The following is a 19,842-nucleotide window of genomic DNA, read 5'->3' on the forward strand; positions in this document are numbered from 1 at the left end:
TATTAATGGTTACTTCCATTATACAACATTAACGCGGTGTCGTGTTAAATTCATTGAGCATAAGAAAGGCTGTCGAGACTTTCTCGACAGCCTGACTGCCTGAGCATGGCTCGGCAGTCTTTTTTTCGTGCATTTTGGGGCGTATTTACGATGGATGTATCGCGCGTGCTACATTAAAAGAGGCTCGTTACGATCTTGGCGCGTGAACTTTTTTCGTTGCAGGTTGAAATCAGATGTGTTATCATCATGTTAAGGGTTAACTCTATGTAAATGGTTTATATAAATGCAGGTTAGAGATACCGCAAAGGGAGTGGCAGGCATGAAGCTAGGCATTATCGCGCAGCCGGTCGAGGAAAGCTTCAATCGGGCGCAGCGTATGGGATTGGAGTTCCTGGAGTTCTGCATTAATGAAGGAAACGACGGCGAAGACTTCTACCGCAGCAGAGCGCAGATCAAGGAATGGATGCAAGTATATGGCCAGCAGATCGCCTCGGTCGGCCGTTGGAAATCGGTCCGGATCGATCAGGAAGGCCGCGTAATTCCGAGCGAGCTCGAGATCTGCCGTAAGCTCATCGATACAGCCAGCGATCTCGGCTGCGAGAATGTGGTCGTTGGATGCAATTACGTCGAGGAACGTTCCTATTACGAGAACTGTACGTCTGCCATTGCATTTTTCACCATGCTCATGGAGTATGCGCAAGGCAAAGGGGTTCATATCTCCACTTACAATTGCCGTAAGGTGAATTTCGTCCATAATCCTGCAGCATGGACGATCATTCACGGCCATCTGAAGGAACTGGGCATTAAGTTCGATCCATCGCACAGCCGTTATTTTGGCGGAGACTACTTGCAAGAGACGCTCGATTGGGGAGATCGGTACCGGCATGTCCACTTGAAAGGTTCGATGATCGTGGGGGGCCAGCGCGTCGACGATCCGCCGGCAGGACTGGATCAGACCGATTGGAAGACGTTCCTGTCGCTGCTTCGCGTGAAGGGCTACACGGGCGGACTCAGCATTGAACCTCATTCTCCGGTATGGACAGGGGAGCTGGGGGAACAAGGCATTCAGTATACGATTCGCTATATGAACGAGCTTTTGTTCCGGGGATAGATGATCGGATCGACCACTAAGGAGGCGGCATGAGGATGGAGAAACTAAGATACGGATTGATCGGGGCAGGCAGCAATGCCGAGAAGAAACATATTGCGGGTTACCGCGGTCTGCCACACGTCGAACTGGCGGCAGTGTGCGACGTGAATCCGGCTGCGGCTCAAGCACTGGCGGATAAATACGATATTCCGGCCGTCTACACGAATTACAGAGAGATGCTGGAGCGGGAGAAGCTCGATGTTGTAAGCGTATGCACGCCGAACTTCCTGCACGCGGAAATCTCGATCTACGCGCTGAGCCAAGGCGTCAACGTTCACTGCGAGAAGCCGCTCGCCGTCAACGAAGCGGAAGCGCGCGAGATTCTGGCGGCCAGGCAGCGATCCGGTAAGCAGCTGATGGTTGGCTTGAACAACCGTTTTACGAACGAAGCGGTGTTGGTGAAACAGTATATCGACGCCGGTTTGCTGGGCGATATCTATGAGGCCAAGGCGGGCTGGATCCGCAGAAGCGGCATTCCCGGACGCGGCACGTGGTTCACGAATCGCGCGTTATCCGGCGGCGGCGTCATGATCGACCTTGGCGTCCACTATCTGGATCTGGTGCTGTACCTCATGGGCATGCCGGAACCTGCCTACATCGCGGGGAACACCAGACAGACCTTTACGAACACCGATTCCCGCAATCGTAACGGATACAAAGGCAATCCGGCAGGGGTATTCGACGTCGAAGACAGCGCGGTCGGCTTCCTGAAACTTGCAAACGGCGCATCGGTCAGCTTCGAATTCAGCTGGGCGTCCAATATTGAGCAGGATCGCGCTTACTATGAGCTGATCGGAACCAAAGGCGGCGTTAAATTCGAGAACGGCAAGCTCAGCTTGTTCACCGAGCAGTTCGATACTTGCATCGACATGCAGCCGAAGCTGAATCCGAACGTGAAGCGGCTGAATGAATTCGAGCATTTCACGGGCTGCATTCTCACCGGCCGTCAGCCTCTGGCGCCCGCGGAACACGGCGTCTACTTCATGTCGATCGTCGACGCGTTCTATCGGTCGGCAGCAGAGAATCGGGCGGTTACGTTCCAACCAAATCTAGTAGGCGCAAGGTAGCGGAAGAGGCCGAGTTATTTAAAGACGCAGGCGTTGCAGGGGCAGCGGGGTTGTGCTCGCACGGTTAGAGGGTTGAATTGCTCGAACTGGCTGATTCTTGGCTGAATAGGAATATACAACGATCACTTGCCGATTCTATCGGGGGTGGTCGTTTTTTGCGTTATGCGCCTGAATGACGTGATCGAAGAGGTCGAAATTGTGTTGTTACGAAGTCGAATACAGAGTAGTGAGGGGGACCGCATTTTTTTATGATGAATGTACAAACTTGCTTAAGACCGGAAGGAGAACCACTATGACGACGAAAACGATCGCGTCCTCTGACACGCAGCAAGCGGTTCGGAAAACACGCCGCAAATTCAAACCTTACTTGCCGATCCTGGTGATGATGCTTCCCGGCATGATCTACTTGCTCATCAATAACTACTTACCTATGTTCGGACTCGTCATCGCCTTCAAAGATATCGATTACTCAGGCGGGATCTGGGGGATCCTCGGCAGCGACTGGAACGGGCTGACCAACTTCAAGTTCCTGTTCCAAACGACGGACGCCTATATTATTACCCGGAACACGCTGCTGTATAATGGCACCTTCATCGTACTCGGCCTGATCCTGTCGGTCGGCGTCGCGATTCTGCTCAATGAAGTGAAGAACCGCTTCTTCTCGCGGGCGTATCAGACGGTCATCCTGCTGCCGTTCCTTATCTCGATGGTCATCGTGAGCTATCTGGTGTTCGGCTTCCTCGGCAGCGAGCAAGGTTATCTGAACAATACGATTCTGCCCATGCTCGGTCTTGAGCCCATCTCATGGTACATGGAGTCGAAATACTGGCCTTATATTCTTACCATCGTAAGCCTGTGGAAGTCGGTCGGCTTCAACTGCATCGTCTATCTGGCTGCCATTATCGGCATCGATCAGGAATACTACGAAGCGGCGACTTTGGACGGCGCGAGCAAATGGCAGCAGTTCCGTACGGTCACGATTCCGCTTATCGCGCCGACGATCATTACGCTGACCTTGCTTGCCATCGGACGGATTTTCTACTCCGACTTCGGCTTGTTCTATCAAGTGCCGATGAATTCCGGCATGATCTACGATACGACGAACGTAATCGATACCTACGTATTCCGCGGATTGCTCGTCAACAACGATATCGGCATGTCCGCCGCGGCCGGCTTCTATCAATCGATCGTCGGATTCATCCTGGTCATTCTATCGAACTACGCGGTTCGCAAATTCAGCAAAGATAACGCACTATTCTAAGACGAGGTGAGATGCATGAACAACAATGACTCGAAACTATGGCAGTGGATCTCCCATATCTTGCTGTCTGTATTATGTATCCTGTGCATCATTCCATTCATCCTTCTGATCTCGGCTTCGTTCAGCACGGAGAATGACATTCTGACGGATGGCTACGGCTTCATTCCGAAGCACTTCAGCTTGGACGCCTACAATTACCTGATCGGCAACATTTCGACGATTGGCAAAGCTTATGGCATCACCGTACTCGTCACGGTCGTCGGTACGTCCGTGAGCCTGCTCATGACGGCTATGCTGGGTTATGCGTTATCCAAAAAGGACATGCCCGGACACCGGATCTACGCTTTCCTCGTGTTCTTCACGCTGCTGTTCAACGGCGGTCTGGTACCGACGTACCTGGTCTACACGCAAGTATTCGATATGAAGAATACGATCTGGGCGCTGCTCGTTCCGGGCCTGCTCATGAACGGCTTTAACGTCCTGCTGGCGCGCTCCTTCTTCATGACCGCCATTCCGGCGCCGGTGCTCGAGTCTTCGCGGATCGACGGCGCCGGGGAGTACCGGATTTTCTTCCAGATGGTCTTGCCGCTCGCGCTGCCTATTATGGCGACGATCGGTCTGTTCACCGGCATCATGTACTGGAACGACTGGAACAATGGCTTGATCTACATTACGAACCCGGATCTGTACAGCATCCAGATGCTGCTGAACCAGATTATGCAGAATATCGACGCGCTCAAAAACGCGAACTCCGCGTATGGCGCCGGTGCTGCCCAAGTAGAGCTGCCGGGCGAAACGGCTCGTATGGCTATCGCCGTCATCGGCACGCTTCCGATTCTCATCGCTTATCCGTTCTTCCAGCGCTTCTTCGTGAAGGGCATCGCAGGCGGCGCGGTCAAAGGCTAATCGAACTTGAACGCAAAGGGGAACCGATCCATGCGCATTACGAATATGAAAACAAACCGAATCATCAATCCGCTCGGATTCGATCTAGGACAGCCTCGGCTGTCCTATGTGGTTATGGATACGGCTGCGACCAAACAAATCGCGGCACAGATCGTCGTCGCGCTGAATGATACGTTCGACGATATCGTCTTCGACAGCGGCAAGAGCGAATCGATCGACAGTCTTGCTTACGAGCTTCCGGTTACGCTTGCGGCCCGGACCCGCTATTACTGGCAGGTGACCGTATGGGGGGATAACGGCGATACCGCGACGAGCGATACCGCTTGGTTCGAAACGGCCAAGATGGAGGAAGACTGGCAGGCCAAGTGGATCGCGCCGGAGCTTGACCCCGAGATTCATCCCGTGTTGATGAAGAACTTCCGCGCGGAAGGCGAAATTAAGAGCGCCAGAGCTTATGTGTGCGGCTTAGGTTTATATGAGATGGAACTGAACGGCCGCAAAGCCGGGAACGAATACTTAACCCCGAATTTCAACGCCTATGACAAGTGGCTGCAATATCAAACCTACGATGTCACGGAACTGCTTGTAAAGGGAGACAATCAAGTCGAGATTGCGCTGGGCAATGGCTTATACAAGGGCCGCTTCGGCTTCAACGGCGGAGAGAGCGACTTCTACGGCGACCGGTTCGCCGCGTTATGCGAGATCGTCATCGCCTATGCGGACGGAACGACGGCAATCGTCAGCACCGACGAGACCTGGCGGGCCAGGAAGGGCGCGATCCAGGCGAGCAACTTGTATGACGGGGAAGTGTTCGATGCCACGTTCGCGGATACGAGCCGGTACGGCGTAACCGTTGCAGATATCGGATATGAGAAACTGACAGCGAGACTCAGTTTGCCGGTTGTGATCAAAGAGAGACTTACTCCGATCGAAGTCCTCCATACGCCGGCGGGAGAGACGGTGCTGGACCTCGGCCAGAATATGGTGGGCTGGGTAGAGTTCCGGACTCAAGCGCCGCAAGGGACGGAGATCCTTTTGCAATACGGCGAATTGCTGCAAGAGGGCAATTTCTATCGGGATAACTTGCGTACCGCACTGGCGGAATACCGCTTCATTTCGGACGGCGGCGAGCAGACGGTAAGGCCGCGTTTTACGTTCTTCGGGTTCCGCTATGTGAAGGTGTCCGGCTGGCACGGTGAACTGAAAGCCGAAGATTTTACCGGGTGCGTGCTGTATTCCGACATGGATACGACCGGGCATATCGAGACGAGCAATCCGCTCGTTAACCGTTTGTTCCTCAATGCGATGTGGGGTCAGAAGGGCAACTTCCTGGACGTGCCGACGGACTGCCCGCAGCGGGATGAACGTCTGGGCTGGACAGGAGATGCGCAAGTGTTCGCCGGGACGGCGACCTTCAACATGGATACGTACGCGTTCTTCGCGAAATACGGCTATGACCTGTGGCAAGAGCAGGCGGCTGCCGATGGCCGGGTACCGATGGTCGTGCCGAGCTTCAACTTGAAAGAAGGCGGTTCTTCCGCATGGGGCGACGCGGCGACAGTCATTCCATGGACGGTCTATCTGCAATATGGCGATAAAGCCATCTTGAAGCAGCAGTTCGCGAGCATGAAGGCTTGGGTCGACTATATGAAACGCGCGGACGACGAATCCGGCGGGAAACGTTTGTGGACGGTCGGCTTCCACTTCGGAGACTGGTTGGCCTTGGACGGCGATGACCCGAATTCGCCGATGGGCGGCACGGATCGGGCGTTCATCGCTTCGGCTTACTATTGTTATTCCGCTGGGCTAGTGGCCAAAGCGGCACGTGCGCTCGGGAACGTGGAGATAGCGCAGGAATATGAAGAGCTGTCGAACGCGGTTCGCACCGCGATTCGGGAGGAGTATTTTACCGTAACGGGACGGCTTGCCCTGCAGACGCAGACTTCCTACGTGCTGGCGTTGTTTATAGACCTCGTACCGGACGCGCACCGTGAAAGAATCGTCAGCGATCTGAGAGCACGACTGATGCGGGACAACAACCATCTGAAGACCGGGTTCGTCGGTACGCCATACTTATGCCGGGTTCTGTCGGATAACGGTTGCAATGATCTGGCTTATACGCTGCTGCTGAACAAGGATTATCCGAGTTGGCTGTACGCGGTCACGATGGGAGCGACGACGATCTGGGAACGATGGAATTCCGTTCTGCCGGACGGCAAGATCAGCGGCACGGACATGAATTCGCTGAATCATTACGCTTACGGTTCGATCGCGGAATGGATGTACCGCGCAATGGCGGGCATTAATCCCGTTGAGGATAAGCCGGGATTCCGAGAGGTGAGACTCGCGCCGAAGCCGGATTACCGGATGAAATTCGTGAAGGCTGCGCTGGATTCCGCCTCGGGACGGTATGAGAGCGAATGGAAGCTGCAAGAAGACGGATCGTTGTCATTCCGCTTCGTGATCCCGTTCAATGCTTCAGCTTCCGTAAAATTGCCTGATGCCCTGTTGGAACAGGTCTCGGTCAACGGGAAGTTGCTGTCGGAAGCGGGATTGCCAGCCGAGCAGGTTGGACAGTCGGTGCATGTGACAGTCGTAAGCGGCACGTACGAATTCGGCTATATGCCGACGGAGCCTTATATCAAGTATTACAACGTTGATATGCTGATTAAGGAGCTCGTACAGGACGAGCGGACGCATGCGGCCCTGGCGGATTATCTGCCTCAGCTCCTCGAGCTTCCAAGCATGTTGGCCCAGAATTCGCTCAGGGAACATGTGCACAAACCGTTCCTAAAGCTGTCGGCAGAGAAGCTCGAAGCGATCGATGTCCAACTGAAAGCCATTCAGATCGCTGTCGATTATGACAACTAACGATTAGGAGTGATTGCTGTGAATACGAACTTTCCGAAGGACTTTATCGTAGGTTCCGCGACGGCTGCGTATCAGGTGGAAGGCAATAATACGAATAGCGATTTTTGGGCAGAAGAACATGCGGAAGGTTCTCCTTATGCGGACAAATCCGGCGATGCGATCGACCATTACCGGCTGTATCGGGAAGATATTGCGCTTATGGCGAGCCTTGGATTGAAAGCGTATCGCTTCTCGATCGAGTGGGCGCGCGTGGAACCGGCGCCCGGGCAATACTCGAAGTCGGCGATTGCTCATTATCGGGATGTGCTGAACGCCTGTTACGAATACGGTCTTACTCCTTTTGTGGCGATGCATCATTTCTCGTCGCCGCAGTGGCTCATGCGGTTCGGCGGATGGGGCAGCGAAGATACGCCCGAACGGTTCGCGAACTATTGCGAATTCGTGTTCCGCGAGATTGGTGATCTCATTCCGTACGTGCTCACCTTTAACGAGGTGAATCTGCCGGTCATGCTTCGCGAGGTGTTCAGCAATATCGGGCTGATCCCGCCGGTCGGCATTGCCGGAAAGGCATGGGCAGCGCCCAAATGGAGAGAGTCTGCGGCACAACTGTGCGGTACGACCGTAGATCGTTACATCACGTTCCATATGATTTCGGACGAGAAGAAGATCGAATTGCTCAAGGATGCGCATCGCCGCGCCAGACAAGTGATCAAGCAACTGCAGCCGGACACCAAGGTCGGGCTGTCCATGGCATTGTCCGATATTCAGTCCGTTCCTGGCGGGGAAGAGATCGCAGCTGCGAAGTGGCAGCAATATTTTGAACAATATTTGCCGGCGATCGAGGGTGATGATTTCTTCGGTCTGCAAAATTATACGCGTGAAGTATATGGTCCGGAAGGCCGGATGAAGCCTGAACCGGATGCCGAGCTGACCCAGATGAAATACGAGTATTGTCCCGAAGCGCTCGGGCAAGTCCTTCGCAAAGTCGCGAAGTCGATCAAGCTGCCGATCTTCATCACAGAGCATGGCGTAGCTACGGATGATGACGAGCGACGCGTCGAGTTCATTCGGCGCGGACTTCAAGGCGTGCATGCATGCATCGAGGATGGCATTGACGCCAGGGGCTACCTGCACTGGACGACGTTCGACAATTTCGAATGGAATGCGGGCTATTCCATGCGCTTCGGTCTCATTGCGGTTGACCGCGCAACGCAAGAGCGACAGGTCAAGGAGAGCGCGCGCTACTTAGGCCGATTTGCCGAGTCGAAGACGCTGGAAGGTTAGAAGTCGCTATCTAAGAAGGGAATGAATCGTATGAGTCAGGTAAAGGCATTCGGCCTGTCCTGTGAATATAGAATTAATCCGCTGGGGTTGGATGTTCGGAAGCCCAGACTGAGCTGGAAAATCCGTTCCGACCGCCATAACACGATGCAGGCGGCTTACCGCATCCAAGCGTCGTCGGACATCTCGTTCGGAAGTCCGGAATGGGACAGCGGCCAGATCCAATCCGACCAGTCCCTTCATGTCGAGTACGCCGGCTCCGAACTAGCGGCGCAGACCCGTTATTACTATCGGGTGAAGGTATGGGATTCATACGGAAGCGAGTCGGACTGGAGCGAAGTTTCCTGGTGGGAGAACGGCTTGCTGGATACGGGCAACTGGACAGCGGGTTGGATCACGCCAGCTGCGGACGCAATCGACCCGGACGCAGAGGAAGCCTTCCTGCTGCGAACAAGCTTCGCCGTCGACAAACGGATTGCGGCTGCGCGAGCCTACGTATCAGCGCTTGGCCTATATGAGCTGTATGTGAACGGCAATCGTCACGGTGACGAAGAGCTTACGCCGGGTTGGACCAGTTACGAACATCGGACCCAGTACCAAACGTACGACGTAACCGAGCTGCTGCAGTCCGGCGCGAACGGTATTGGCCTCATGCTGGCGGATGGCTGGTACAAGGGCGGGATGGGCGACAGCCGGTTCCGCTATGGCGATCGCCGCGCGGGGATTCTGCAGCTGTGGATTTCCTACGAGGATGGTTCGGAAGCTTGGATCGGCTCGGATTCCGGCTGGAAGTCGAGCACGGGCGCGGTCGTGTACAGCAATATTTATAACGGGGAGAAATACGATGCCCGCTTAGAACAAGCAGGGTGGAGCCTCGGCGGTTACGATGATTCCGGTTGGGGAGCGGTCGAAACGATCGACGGACCGACGGATAAGCTCGTCGCTCAGGAGAATGAGCCGGTTCGCGTGACCGAAGAAATTCGTCCGGTTGCGGTGTTGCGTACGCCGAATGGCGATACCGTGCTGGATATGGGGCAAAATATGGTCGGACGCATCCGGCTGACGGTCGAAGCTCCTGCCGGTACTCGCATCGTGCTGAGGCATGCCGAGGTGCTCGATAAGGATGGCAATATCTATTTCGGCAATCTGAAGGAAGCCAAGCAGGAGATCGAATATATCGCCAGCGGGAACGGGACGGAAGCGTATGCGCCGAAGTTTACGTTCCAAGGCTTCCGGTATGTGCGAGTCGAAGGGTATCCGATGATGGCTGGCGGCATCTTGCCGATCGATAACTTCGTCGGCCAAGTGCTGCATACGGACATGACCCGCACGGGCAGCTTCGCTTGCTCCGATCCGCTCGTGGGTAAGCTGCAGCAGAATATCGTCTGGGGGCAGCGCGGGAATTTCCTCGACGTGCCGACGGATTGTCCGCAGCGCAACGAGCGGCTGGGCTGGACGGCGGACGCGCAAGTGTTCGTCGCGACGGCGTTGTTCAATTATCAGGGCGGCCCGATGTTCACCAAATACATGCGCGATCTGAAAGCGGATCAGCTGCCGGGCGGCGGCGTGCCTTTCGTCATCCCGAACGTCATGAACGGGGACTCTGCGGCCGGCTGGGGCGATGCGGCGGTCATTATTCCGTGGACGCTGTACCAAATCTATGGCGATACGCGCTTGCTGGAAGAGCAATATGACAGCATGAAAGCGTGGGTGGATTATATCCGGGCGCAAGGAACGAACGAGCATGCCTGGAACACCGGTTTCCAATTCGGGGATTGGCTGGCGCTGGATGCCAAAGAGAACAGCTATGTCGGCGCGACGCCGCGCGATCTCGTCGCAACGGCGTATTATGCCTACTCCACGCGGCTGTTGCGGAACAGTGCGGAAATTCTGGGTAAGACTGAGGATGCCACGGATTATGGACATCTGCTAGATGGGATCGTCGCGCAATTCAGAGGCGAGTACGTCACGCCGTTCGGGCGCATGGCGTCGCCTACGCAAACCGCTCATGTACTCGCGCTCGTCTTTGACTTGGTGGAAGGTCCGATCCGCGAGCGGATTGCACGTGACTTGAACGAGCTGATCGTCGAGAACGACTACCATCTGACGACTGGCTTCGTCGGCACGCCTTATCTGTGCTTCGCGTTATCGGGCAATGGCTACCATGAGACAGCCATGAAACTGCTGCAGCAGGAAAGCTACCCGGGTTGGCTGTATCCGATTACGAAAGGCGCGACGACGGTCTGGGAGCATTGGGACAGCATCAAAGCGGACGGCTCGTTCTGGTCCGACAATATGAATTCCTTCAACCATTACGCGTACGGTTCGATCGGCGATTGGCTGTACCGTAGAGTAGCCGGCCTCGATATGGACGAGTCGGCCCCGGCTTATAAGAAGATCCGCATCCATCCGAAGCTCGGGATAAGAGGCATGAGTTATGCGCAGGCGTCCTTCGAATCGATGTACGGCGAGATTCATTCGGGCTGGCGGGTGGAGGGCGGTCAGATCGAGATAACCGTTCGCATCCCGGCCAACACGCAAGCAGAAGTACGGCTGCATGGCGCATCGGCGTCCGAGGTGCGGGTGAATGGTCAAGCGCTAGATACGATGGATGGTATTAAACTTGGCGACGAGTCAAACGAAGGTTTGTACCTCCAAGTGGGTTCAGGCGACTATACGTTCACGTATCGGAATGATCTGCTGTTCCAAGTCGTCTTCACGGAAAACACGTTGATCCGCGACATGTTGGCATACGAAGAAGACCGGGCGATCCTGTCTCGTCATCTACCTGAAATCGAGCGCCCGCCGCTGAAGTTCTACGTCGGCAAGTTAAGCCTGAAACAGCTGACCGAGGATCCGCAAAAAGGGATCACGGCAGAAAGAGTGGCGAAGCTGCTCCAGGAACTGAACAGGGTTGTTGGTTAAGTCGGTCAATGGGCTGCCTTTTTCACGGAGAAGGTTCATTCCTTGCATAGTCCTCCCGATAGGATGAGAAACTTTAAGCAGGAACTTATTGGGCTCATCCACTCGTTTTTGCTATGATATAACGATATCGACCGCCAGATTTCATGGCGGTCTTTTGAATTTAGTGGTCTTGAAAAAGAAAAGTAAGCTTTGTCCGCTTGCGGACAAAAGCGATAGTCAGCACGTTGAAATGCTATATCCGCAAACGCTCAGGTCACCTCCCAAGGCATCAAAGCTGCGAACGAAGCTCGACTCAGAGCTTTGTCCTTATGGAATGCTGCATGCCTCATATGCATGCGATCATTCCGTCAGGACAAAAGCGGCCCACCGCCGAAAGGACAGATCGAAGACGGCCGCGTTACGTGTCTCGCCACTTACGGGTGTCAAGAGGGCGGTTGCCCTTTGTTCCCCTCGGCGGAGGGGGAAGGGGCGAGGGGGAAAAACGATGGGGCGAGGGGAACCTAAGGGGGAGGTACATAAAAAGTGAAGTGGTTTCCATACCCTTGGATGGGAAAAAACTCTATCGGCATGAAGCTGGCGCTTGGCGGCTTGCTCACAATCGGGCCGCTTATCGCGCTTCTGCATTTTTACAATTACTACGCGGCGAGTGTCGTACATAATCAAGTCTCCATCTCGAACCGGAATATGATCTCGCTCTATATGCAAGAGATCGACACGGGACTTGGTAACGTGGATCAGTATCTCGTTGGGCTTGCGGCTTCCAACTACAATGTACAGATTTTGGACAGGCCGCGGTCAGAGGACGATTTCGTCTTGTCGCAGCTTTCGCTCACCAACCAATTAACAACCGACCTGCTCATGTACAAGACGATGGTAAATTCGATATTCGTCTATTCCCCGGAACGGGAGAGGATAGCCGCCGATGCCGTTGACGAAGTGGATATGGATGAATACGACAAGGTCGTCCAATACATCGAAGACAAGTTGTTCACGAGTGGTCAAGAAGGCCGTTTAAGCCGAGCATGGTTCGTTAGGAATATTGAAGGAAACCACTACTTGTTCCGGGTCTTACGTTCTGGAGATGTGTGGGTCGGCGCCTGGGTGAACATGCAGACGCTCAAGAGCCCGCTGGCCTATGTCAATTTGGGGGCCGACGGAGCCTCGCTTTTCCTGAACGAACAGAATCAGCCGCTTACGGACATCGGTTATTGGCAGTCGCATCGGCTGGCGTTGACGGGAGAGCAGAAGGAGACATTCCTGACCGCCGGAGACGATGAGGACTATTTGGTCGTCAGCGAGCATTCGGCCAAAGGTGACTTCAGCTTGGCGGCCGTCATTCCGACGGCTACCGTTCTGCAGAATCTTCCGTATCTCAATCGGATCGTCGTCTTCATATCGGTTATCGGGGTGCTGCTCTTGCCCGCGTTCTTCCTCTTTATCCGCAAAGTCGTGCTTGTTCCGCTTAACCGGATCGTAGCGGCGATGAAGCGAATCGGCGACGGGAACGTCAATACGCGCATTGAGCCGATCCGGACGTCGGAGGAATTCACGATCGTCCATACGATGTTCAACCGGATGATGGAGCAGATCGAGGAACTGAAGATTCACGTGTACGAAGAGCAACTCGATAAGCAGAAGGCCGAGCTCCAACATTTGCAGCTTCAGATCAATCCGCACTTTTTCATGAATACGCTCAATCTGATCTACAGCCTGGCGCTTGATCGAGATTATGAGCTCATTAAAGAAATGACGCTGCGCCTGGTCCGATATTTCCGCTATATGTTCCGCAGCAATCTGACTTTCGTGCCGCTGAAAGATGAGCTTGAACACGTCCGCAACTATATCGGTATTCATGAGCTTCGTTACCAACAGCAATTAACGACCCGCATTCAAGTGGCCGATCCATTGCTGCAGGCTCCGATCCCGCCTCTGGTCATTCAGTCTTTCGTGGAGAATGCGCTTAAACATGCCTATCCCGATGGAGAAACCGTACCGGTCATCGAGGTCGTGATCGATCTGGATGAGACGGAGCACGGCGAATATATGCGCCTGATGATTAGGGATGAAGGGAAAGGGTTCCGCGAGGATGTGCTTGAGCTGCTGAACGCGGGCCAGCGGGTGGTGGACGAACAAGGCGAGCATATCGGCGTATGGAATATTTGGCACCGGCTCAGACTCTTGTACGGTAATCAAGCAGAGATGGCGTTCTGGAACGATGAACCGCAAGGAGCAATCGTTCAAATCAGGCTTCCGTTGTATCAGGAAGGCTCAACCGGGGAGGTATCGTAGATGAAACAGCTATTGATCGTTGACGATGAGCCGCTTGCGATTCGAAGCGTCGTCAATGCCGTGAATTGGGAAGGCGTCGGCATAGACAATGTCTTGACGGCAGGCAATGCCAAACAAGCCAAACAGCTATTCGAAACGAATGAGATTGACATCATGCTATGCGATATCGAGATGCCGCAGGAAAGCGGCATTGAGCTGCTGGCATGGGTGAAGGAGCAATCGCCAACTACGGCTACGATCTTCCTCACCTGCCATGCGGATTTTACTTTTGCGCAGAAGGCGATTCAGCTCGGCAGCTTGGACTATCTGCTCAAGCCCATCCCGCCGGAAGATCTGGAGGCCGCGATCCGTAAGGCGGTCAGCCAGCGGACGGTAGAGGATGAGATTAAGCAGCGCAGCAAATCTTGGGTAAAGCATCATCCGTTGTTCCTCGAACGATTCTGGCTGGATATTCTTAGCCGTGCGATTCCTTCGAATCCTGCCGCGATTCAAGCAGCCGCCAAGGAACGGAATATCGAGCTGCCGGCCGATATGCAGGTCATGCCGATTCTCATCCAGGTACGGCGCTGGCACAAGCAGCTCAGCTTGCGCGATGAGAAGATCCTGGAGTACGCGCTCATGAATTCGCTGCAGGAAATGGTGCAAGGCGTCGGGCGGAGCGTTGGGGTCGTGCCGTTGGAGCGGGGACGGCTGCTGGCTATTCTGACCGAGCTGACCTTGGACGGACCCGAGATCAAAGTACTCATGGAATCCTATATTGAGAGCTGCAGGAAGTTCTTCTATTGCGATATTTCGTGTTATATCAGCGATGCGGGTGCACCGGTGGATGAGCTGCCGGAGTTGCGTCGGCGCTTGGAAGAACTGCAGCGGAATCATGTGGCGAGCGACAATGAAGCGCTCATTCTGCAGAGCAAGGCAGCCGGGGCGCCGGGAGCCATTCCGAGGCCGAATATGAAGCTGTGGCGGATTCATCTGGAAGAAGGCAACCGGAAGAAGATTCATCTGGAGGTGAATGATTTTCTGGACACCCTTCGTTCCACGCCAGGCGTAACTTCAGCGGATCTGCATCAATTCGTGCAGAATATGCTGCAGATCGCCTATTCGATTCTACACGACAAGGGGATCCAGGCCCATCAGTTGTTCCAAGATCGCAGCTCGGTTGAGTTGTTGGAGCGCGCATCGGGTTCGATCACGGATCTGAAGCTGTGGGCGCAGCATCTGATCGACAAGTCGTTCGACTACGCGGCAGATCTCGAAGCGTCGGGTTCGATCGTGGATAAAGTAAAAGCGTATATATCGAAGCATATACAAGAGGATCTGAACCGGGAAAACATTGCGGCTTCCTTCTTCCTTCATCCCGATTATATCAACCGGATGTTCAAGAAGGAGACCGGCATGTCCATGACGGAATTCCTGCAGCACGAACGAATGAATGCCGCCATGGAACTGCTCGCCGGCACGGATCAGCCCGTGACCGTCATTGCGGCGAGTATCGGGTATTCGAACCTGTCGCATTTTGCCAAGAACTTCCGTAAACATACGGGCCTGAATCCCAATGAGTATCGGCAGCAGAAGCCCGTACAGGATCCGATCCATTAGGTCGAAATTGTGTTGTCATCAGGTCGAGATTCGAGCGGTCGCCCCTATGAAAACGCTGTACACTAAGAACAGATTCAAAACAAACCAGTCTTGGGGGTAGCGTTATGAAACGAGCAAAGAAAGCAACCTGGTTGACATTGATCGCAGCAATGGCACTAATGACAGCGTGCAATTCGAACCAAGCAACGAATAATACGAATGCAGCAGGCGCGAACAACGCGAATGCATCCACGGAGCAGACCGATTCGGCAGAAACGTACGAGATCGTCTTCGGCTTCCCGGTACTGGGCAACGTTCCTGCGGATCTTGCAGCAGTCGAAGCGGAAATTAGCAAAATCACGAAAGAGAAAATCAATGCGACGGTGAAGTTCGCCGCCATTCCGATCGGCCAGTGGGCGCAGCAATCGAACCTGATGCTGACCGGCGGCGAGAAGCTGGATATCATGCTGACGGATTTCTCCGCATATAGCGGCATGGTAGCTCGTAAACAGCTGCTGGCGCTCGACGATCTGATCGAACAGCAGGGGCAAGGCATCAAGACCGCGCTCGGTGACAAGTTGGAAGCAGCCCGCATCGACGGCAAAATCTACGCGACGCCGGTTAATCAGCTTCCGCTCGGCGGCTCGGCGATCTATATGCGCAAAGATATCCTGGATCAGTCCGGCATTGACGCGAGCACCATTAAGACAACCGACGATCTAGACAACCTGTTCAAGACGGTTCACGAGAAGAACCCGGATCTGGCAGTCATTGCGCCTACGCCAACGGGCACAATGCCGATGACTTCGCTCGTGCAAGGCCTGGCTAACATCGATACGTTGACGGACAGCCTGGGCGTACTCGATCTCTCGACGGACAGCACGAAGGTCGTCAACTTGTACGAGACGCAAGCTTATGTGGATGCGCTGAAAAAACTGAGAACGTGGTACGAAGCGGGCTACGTTCCGAAAGATGCCGTCAATACGAAGGTCAACAATACGGATTTGATGAAATCGGGCAAAGCGTTCTCGTTGTACGATTCCGACGGCCCAAACAAAGAGAAAACCAGCTCGGCAAGCGTAGGTATGGAAATGGTGAGAGTGTCCATGCAGCAGCCGCTCGTCAGAACGCAAGACGTGCTCGGCCTCGACTGGGCGATTCCGGCGAACAACTCGGACAATCCCGAGAAAGCAATGGAATTCTTGAACCTGACCTATACGGACGCAGACATCGTCAATCTGATTAATTTCGGTATCGAGGGCAAACATTATACGAAGAAGAGCGACAACGTCATCGCTCGCGTAGCGAACAGCGGCTATGAGCTGCATCAATCGTTCATGTTCGGTGACGTAGCGCTCACGTATCTGGAAGAAGGCCAAGATGAGAGTACCCGCGATGCGGCAGCATTCGAAGCGATATCTGTGGATTCGCCAGCACTTGGTTTCACGGCGAACCTGGATGCGGTGAAGACAGAACTCGCAGCCGTGAAGAACGTGACCGCTCAGTACGTGGCGGCGCTCGAAACCGGCAGCGTGGATCCGGACAAGATCCTTCCGCAGTTCAATGAAAAGCTAAAAGCAGCCGGCATTGACAAGATTATCGCCGAGAAGCAGAAACAGCTTGATGCATGGCTTGCCGCGAACAAGAAATAATCGCAATTTCACGCGAAAATCGCTTACCCCACCCGGTAAGCGATTTTTTTCTGCTGTCTTGAGTTTACGAGTTGGAGCCGCCTCCTGGCGGCTTTTCTTACTCACCGGCTTTGCTCGGATTAAGATAACGATTAATCCAAACTTAGTGTTGTAAGCGTTTTCCTATGCGTCGTGACGAAAATGCCGCCTATTCATTGACCCTGTGGCAGTCGCAAGACTACAATGTCAGTATAGCTAACATGAGTGTCGCGTAAGCATGTTATTCATCCAGACAAGGAGGAACGCTGTGTCCAAGAAGAAGGAGTCGGAAAGCTACAAAGAGATCAAGCTTGCGATTACGCAACATAGGCTGCTTCCGAACATGCAATTGATCGAAGACGCGCTCGCGGAAGCCTTCCAGGTGAGTCGTACGCCAATCCGCAACGTCCTGCAACGATTAGCGATGGAGAAACTGGTAACGGTGATACCGTATCGGGGCTCATTCGAACGAGATGGCCAGGCGGTTGTACATTCACCGGAATACGGCCGTTTATCGGCTGGAGAAGCTGGAGAAGCTGCTCGGGATGAAGTTGAAGCAGACCGGGAGCCTGCTGCGGCTCAAGTTTGCCTTCCTCTTCAAGCGATTGCTGGACCGATAATGAAAATAGCACGAGGCAGGGGACATCCCTTGCTTCGTGCTATTGCTGCTACTATTCGATGGTGAACTTGCCGGCGGCTGCCGCAAGCTCCTTGCTCAACAGATCTATCGCATTGACCATCTGCGCCAGTCGCTGCACCATGGCGTTCTGGTCTTGCAGGGTAGCGGTTACCTCTTGTACGGACGCGGATACTTCCTCGCCGGACGCGGATAGCGTCTGTGCGGATTCGAGCACCGTATCCTTATCTTCCTCCATAAGGCTAATTTCGTCCGCCATGCTCTTAATCTGTTCGGTAATGTCGTTGACGTGATTAGCGATCGTCATGAACGCTTCTCTCGTCTTCGCGACATACTCGTCCTGCAGCTGCGAAATATGCTGGATCTCCTGAACGCTCTGGTTGTTCTCTTCGACATACGCGAGGTTCTGGCTAATGATGGCGTTGATCTGTTCGGACTGACGGGAGCTCTGCTCTGCCAGCTTGCGAATCTCGTCGGCTACGACGGCGAAGCCTTTGCCATGCTCGCCGGCACGCGCGGCTTCGATCGAGGCATTGAGCGCGAGCAGGTTGGTCTGGCCCGCGATATCCTTGATCGCCACCGTGATCGTGCTGATCTGCGCGGAGCTCTCCTGCAGCTTGCCGGTCACCTCAGAGATCTTCTGCACTTCGTTCTCGTTCTTCTCGTTGATGTTGATGAGTTCCTTTACGACCTCACCGCTCGTATGGAATACCTCGATGATGCCGTCGGCGCGGTTCTTGACCGACTGCGCTTTGCCGCTCATGCCCGCGAATTTCTCCCCGAAGCTGTAGAATTTGTCCACGATCATCTCCGTATCCTCAGCCTGCGATTCCATCGCGGTCGAGATCTCGAGCGTGGTTGTCGTCGTTTCATGGATGGAGCGGGACGTTTGGGCCGCGGATTCATCCAGGTGATTGGTGCTGTCCTTGAGCACGGCGATCGTTTTGTTCATGTTCATGATCAGTTCTTTATTCTGTTCCACCATGATGTTGAAGCTGCTCGCCAGATCCTTGAATTCGCTGCGGTACGTGCCGTCTGCGATAACGGTCAGATCGCCGGTAGCCAATTGGCGGAAGCGTTCCGTCAGACGCTTAATGGGCACCGTAATGCTGCGGGACAAGAGCAATCCGACCGCAACGGCCACCACGATCGCAACCAGTACGATCAGAAGCATACCCATGGCCAAGTCTTGGATCGGAGCTTGAATGTCCGCATAGCTGTCCATCACGGACACCGTCCAATCCGCCGATGGAATCTTGGCATATCGTACGAATTGGCCGCCGTAATCCGCGTTGCCCGTCTTCATCTCGCCTAGCGCGCGGTCTTGAATTAATGCTTGCACGCCGGGATCCTCGATCATAGTGCCGATCGCGTCGGGATTGACGCTGTGTACAGCACGACGCCCGTACGGCTGAGAATCGTAATCATGCCTTCATCGTTGACTTTGATATCCTTGAATTTGTTGGTGAAATAGTCCGAAGTCACCGCCGTTGCAAAAACGCCCAATATCTTGCCTGACGCATCCTTAACCGGGTGGGAGAAAGCGAAGATGAGCTTCTTGCTGTCCTTGGCAACAAGGGCATCGCTGATGAAGGATTGTCCCGTCATACTGGCGGCAAAGTAATCACGATCAGCCCGGGATTGACCGATTACATTCGGATTCGTACTTGCAATAATCGTACCATTGGTATCCATGAGGACGAAAGAATCGTTGCCTCGCGTGCCCTGGAAGCTGGAAGCCAAGGTTTGGTTCGCTTTCGTGTACAGGGGGTTCTTGGAAGAAAGGAATTCTTCGTCGGACATTGTTCCTGCTGCTCGAAGATGGAGAAGATCTCGGAATGTGCTGTGGTCCGATGTCAGGTAGGCGGCTTGCTCGGCCATTTGCACAGCCGTCCATAGACCTTCGCTAAGACGGTCGGCATTATCATTCATCGCTTGTTTGCTTTCTTCCATGATCATGGAGGACCCCATGAGGTATACAAACACGTTGGATCCCACAAGAATGGTGATCACGAGCGCGCTGATCATCAAGGGGAGCTTCTTCCGCAGTGACATATGCTGCATGCGCTGCAGCATGGTTGCTTTCATTTTGATAGCTCCTTTATTTAATAATTAATTTCTTTAATGTGATATCGACGAAAAGGCCTCAATCGACAATACATTGAAGGCAAACTGCGGACTAGTAAATACTGCCGTGAGTTCCATCG

Annotated in this window: 13 protein-coding genes and 1 pseudogene; 12 read left to right on the plus strand and 2 right to left on the minus strand. The window is 54.1% G+C overall.

Translation table 11 applies throughout. The features are described from left to right. Positions 1 to 319: 319 nt before the first annotated feature. The 12 genes and pseudogenes from FHS18_RS14655 (at position 320) to FHS18_RS14710 (ending at position 17,618) form a co-directional block, all read left to right on the plus strand. The gene (locus FHS18_RS14655) at positions 320 to 1,111 is read left to right on the plus strand and encodes a sugar phosphate isomerase/epimerase family protein (RefSeq protein ID WP_183600837.1); all 792 of its coding nucleotides are present in this window, start codon (positions 320 to 322) and stop codon (positions 1,109 to 1,111) included. A 35-nt stretch (positions 1,112 to 1,146) separates the two neighbouring features. Further along, positions 1,147 to 2,217 carry a Gfo/Idh/MocA family protein gene (locus FHS18_RS14660; RefSeq protein ID WP_183600838.1) on the plus strand — a complete coding sequence of 357 codons (1,071 nt, stop codon included), beginning with the start codon at positions 1,147 to 1,149 and terminating at the stop codon, positions 2,215 to 2,217. Positions 2,218 to 2,509: 292 nt separating this feature from the next. After that, entirely contained in the window at positions 2,510 to 3,478 is a 969-nt protein-coding gene (locus FHS18_RS14665; protein WP_246427659.1) for an ABC transporter permease, read from the plus strand. 15 nt (positions 3,479 to 3,493) lie between these two features. Next, positions 3,494 to 4,384, plus strand: a complete 891-nt coding sequence (locus FHS18_RS14670; protein ID WP_183600839.1) for a carbohydrate ABC transporter permease — start codon at positions 3,494 to 3,496, stop codon at positions 4,382 to 4,384. Positions 4,385 to 4,414: 30 nt separating this feature from the next. Continuing rightward, positions 4,415 to 7,255, plus strand: coding sequence for an alpha-L-rhamnosidase (locus FHS18_RS14675; RefSeq protein WP_183600840.1), 2,841 nt, complete (start codon positions 4,415 to 4,417; stop codon positions 7,253 to 7,255). Positions 7,256 to 7,273: 18 nt separating this feature from the next. Beyond that, positions 7,274 to 8,539, plus strand: coding sequence for a family 1 glycosylhydrolase (locus FHS18_RS35165; RefSeq protein ID WP_183600841.1), 1,266 nt, complete (start codon positions 7,274 to 7,276; stop codon positions 8,537 to 8,539). 30 nt (positions 8,540 to 8,569) lie between these two features. Next, positions 8,570 to 11,461: an alpha-L-rhamnosidase gene (locus FHS18_RS14685; protein ID WP_183600842.1), complete on the plus strand. Its 2,892-nt coding sequence runs from the start codon at positions 8,570 to 8,572 to the stop codon at positions 11,459 to 11,461. Positions 11,462 to 11,983: 522 nt separating this feature from the next. Further along, complete coding sequence (locus FHS18_RS14690) at positions 11,984 to 13,750, plus strand: sensor histidine kinase (protein ID WP_343060539.1); 1,767 nt, start codon at positions 11,984 to 11,986, stop codon at positions 13,748 to 13,750. Continuing rightward, positions 13,751 to 15,349, plus strand: a complete 1,599-nt coding sequence (locus FHS18_RS14695; protein WP_183600843.1) for a response regulator — start codon at positions 13,751 to 13,753, stop codon at positions 15,347 to 15,349. A gap of 104 nt (positions 15,350 to 15,453) precedes the next feature. Continuing rightward, entirely contained in the window at positions 15,454 to 16,980 is a 1,527-nt protein-coding gene (locus FHS18_RS14700) for an ABC transporter substrate-binding protein (RefSeq protein WP_183600844.1), read from the plus strand. Positions 16,981 to 17,236: 256 nt separating this feature from the next. Beyond that, positions 17,237 to 17,452, plus strand: a pseudogene (locus FHS18_RS34930) (GntR family transcriptional regulator); the annotation flags it as partial. A gap of 19 nt (positions 17,453 to 17,471) precedes the next feature. After that, positions 17,472 to 17,618 (plus strand): helix-turn-helix domain-containing protein, encoded by a 147-nt coding sequence (locus tag FHS18_RS14710; RefSeq protein ID WP_183600845.1) that lies wholly within the window; start codon positions 17,472 to 17,474, stop codon positions 17,616 to 17,618. Positions 17,619 to 17,669: 51 nt separating this feature from the next. Here the strand turns inward: FHS18_RS14710 and FHS18_RS34375 are convergent, their stop codons facing one another. Continuing rightward, positions 17,670 to 18,977: a methyl-accepting chemotaxis protein gene (locus FHS18_RS34375; protein ID WP_343060540.1), complete on the minus strand. Its 1,308-nt coding sequence runs from the start codon at positions 18,975 to 18,977 to the stop codon at positions 17,670 to 17,672. 14 nt (positions 18,978 to 18,991) lie between these two features. Beyond that, complete coding sequence (locus FHS18_RS34380) at positions 18,992 to 19,723, minus strand: PDC sensor domain-containing protein (protein ID WP_246427660.1); 732 nt, start codon at positions 19,721 to 19,723, stop codon at positions 18,992 to 18,994. Positions 19,724 to 19,842: the final 119 nt, after the last annotated feature.

Origin of the sequence: Paenibacillus phyllosphaerae, assembly GCF_014192105.1 — a bacterium.
Taxonomy (GTDB): domain Bacteria; phylum Bacillota; class Bacilli; order Paenibacillales; family Paenibacillaceae; genus Paenibacillus_Z; species Paenibacillus_Z phyllosphaerae.

What these genes read in the sequence shown, in the direction of transcription:
- FHS18_RS14655 (WP_183600837.1), top strand. Translation starts at nt 320, where the DNA reads ATGAAGCTAGGCATTATCGCGCAGCCGGTCGAGGAAAGCTTCAATCGG.
- FHS18_RS14660 (WP_183600838.1), top strand. Translation starts at nt 1,147, where the DNA reads ATGGAGAAACTAAGATACGGATTGATCGGGGCAGGCAGCAATGCCGAG.
- FHS18_RS14665 (WP_246427659.1), top strand. Translation starts at nt 2,510, where the DNA reads ATGACGACGAAAACGATCGCGTCCTCTGACACGCAGCAAGCGGTTCGG.
- FHS18_RS14670 (WP_183600839.1), top strand. Translation starts at nt 3,494, where the DNA reads ATGAACAACAATGACTCGAAACTATGGCAGTGGATCTCCCATATCTTG.
- FHS18_RS14675 (WP_183600840.1), top strand. Translation starts at nt 4,415, where the DNA reads ATGCGCATTACGAATATGAAAACAAACCGAATCATCAATCCGCTCGGA.
- FHS18_RS14685 (WP_183600842.1), top strand. Translation starts at nt 8,570, where the DNA reads ATGAGTCAGGTAAAGGCATTCGGCCTGTCCTGTGAATATAGAATTAAT.
- FHS18_RS14695 (WP_183600843.1), top strand. Translation starts at nt 13,751, where the DNA reads ATGAAACAGCTATTGATCGTTGACGATGAGCCGCTTGCGATTCGAAGC.
- FHS18_RS14700 (WP_183600844.1), top strand. Translation starts at nt 15,454, where the DNA reads ATGAAACGAGCAAAGAAAGCAACCTGGTTGACATTGATCGCAGCAATG.
- FHS18_RS14710 (WP_183600845.1), top strand. Translation starts at nt 17,472, where the DNA reads ATGGCCAGGCGGTTGTACATTCACCGGAATACGGCCGTTTATCGGCTG.
- FHS18_RS34380 (WP_246427660.1), bottom strand. Translation starts at nt 19,723, where the DNA reads ATGAAAGCAACCATGCTGCAGCGCATGCAGCATATGTCACTGCGGAAG.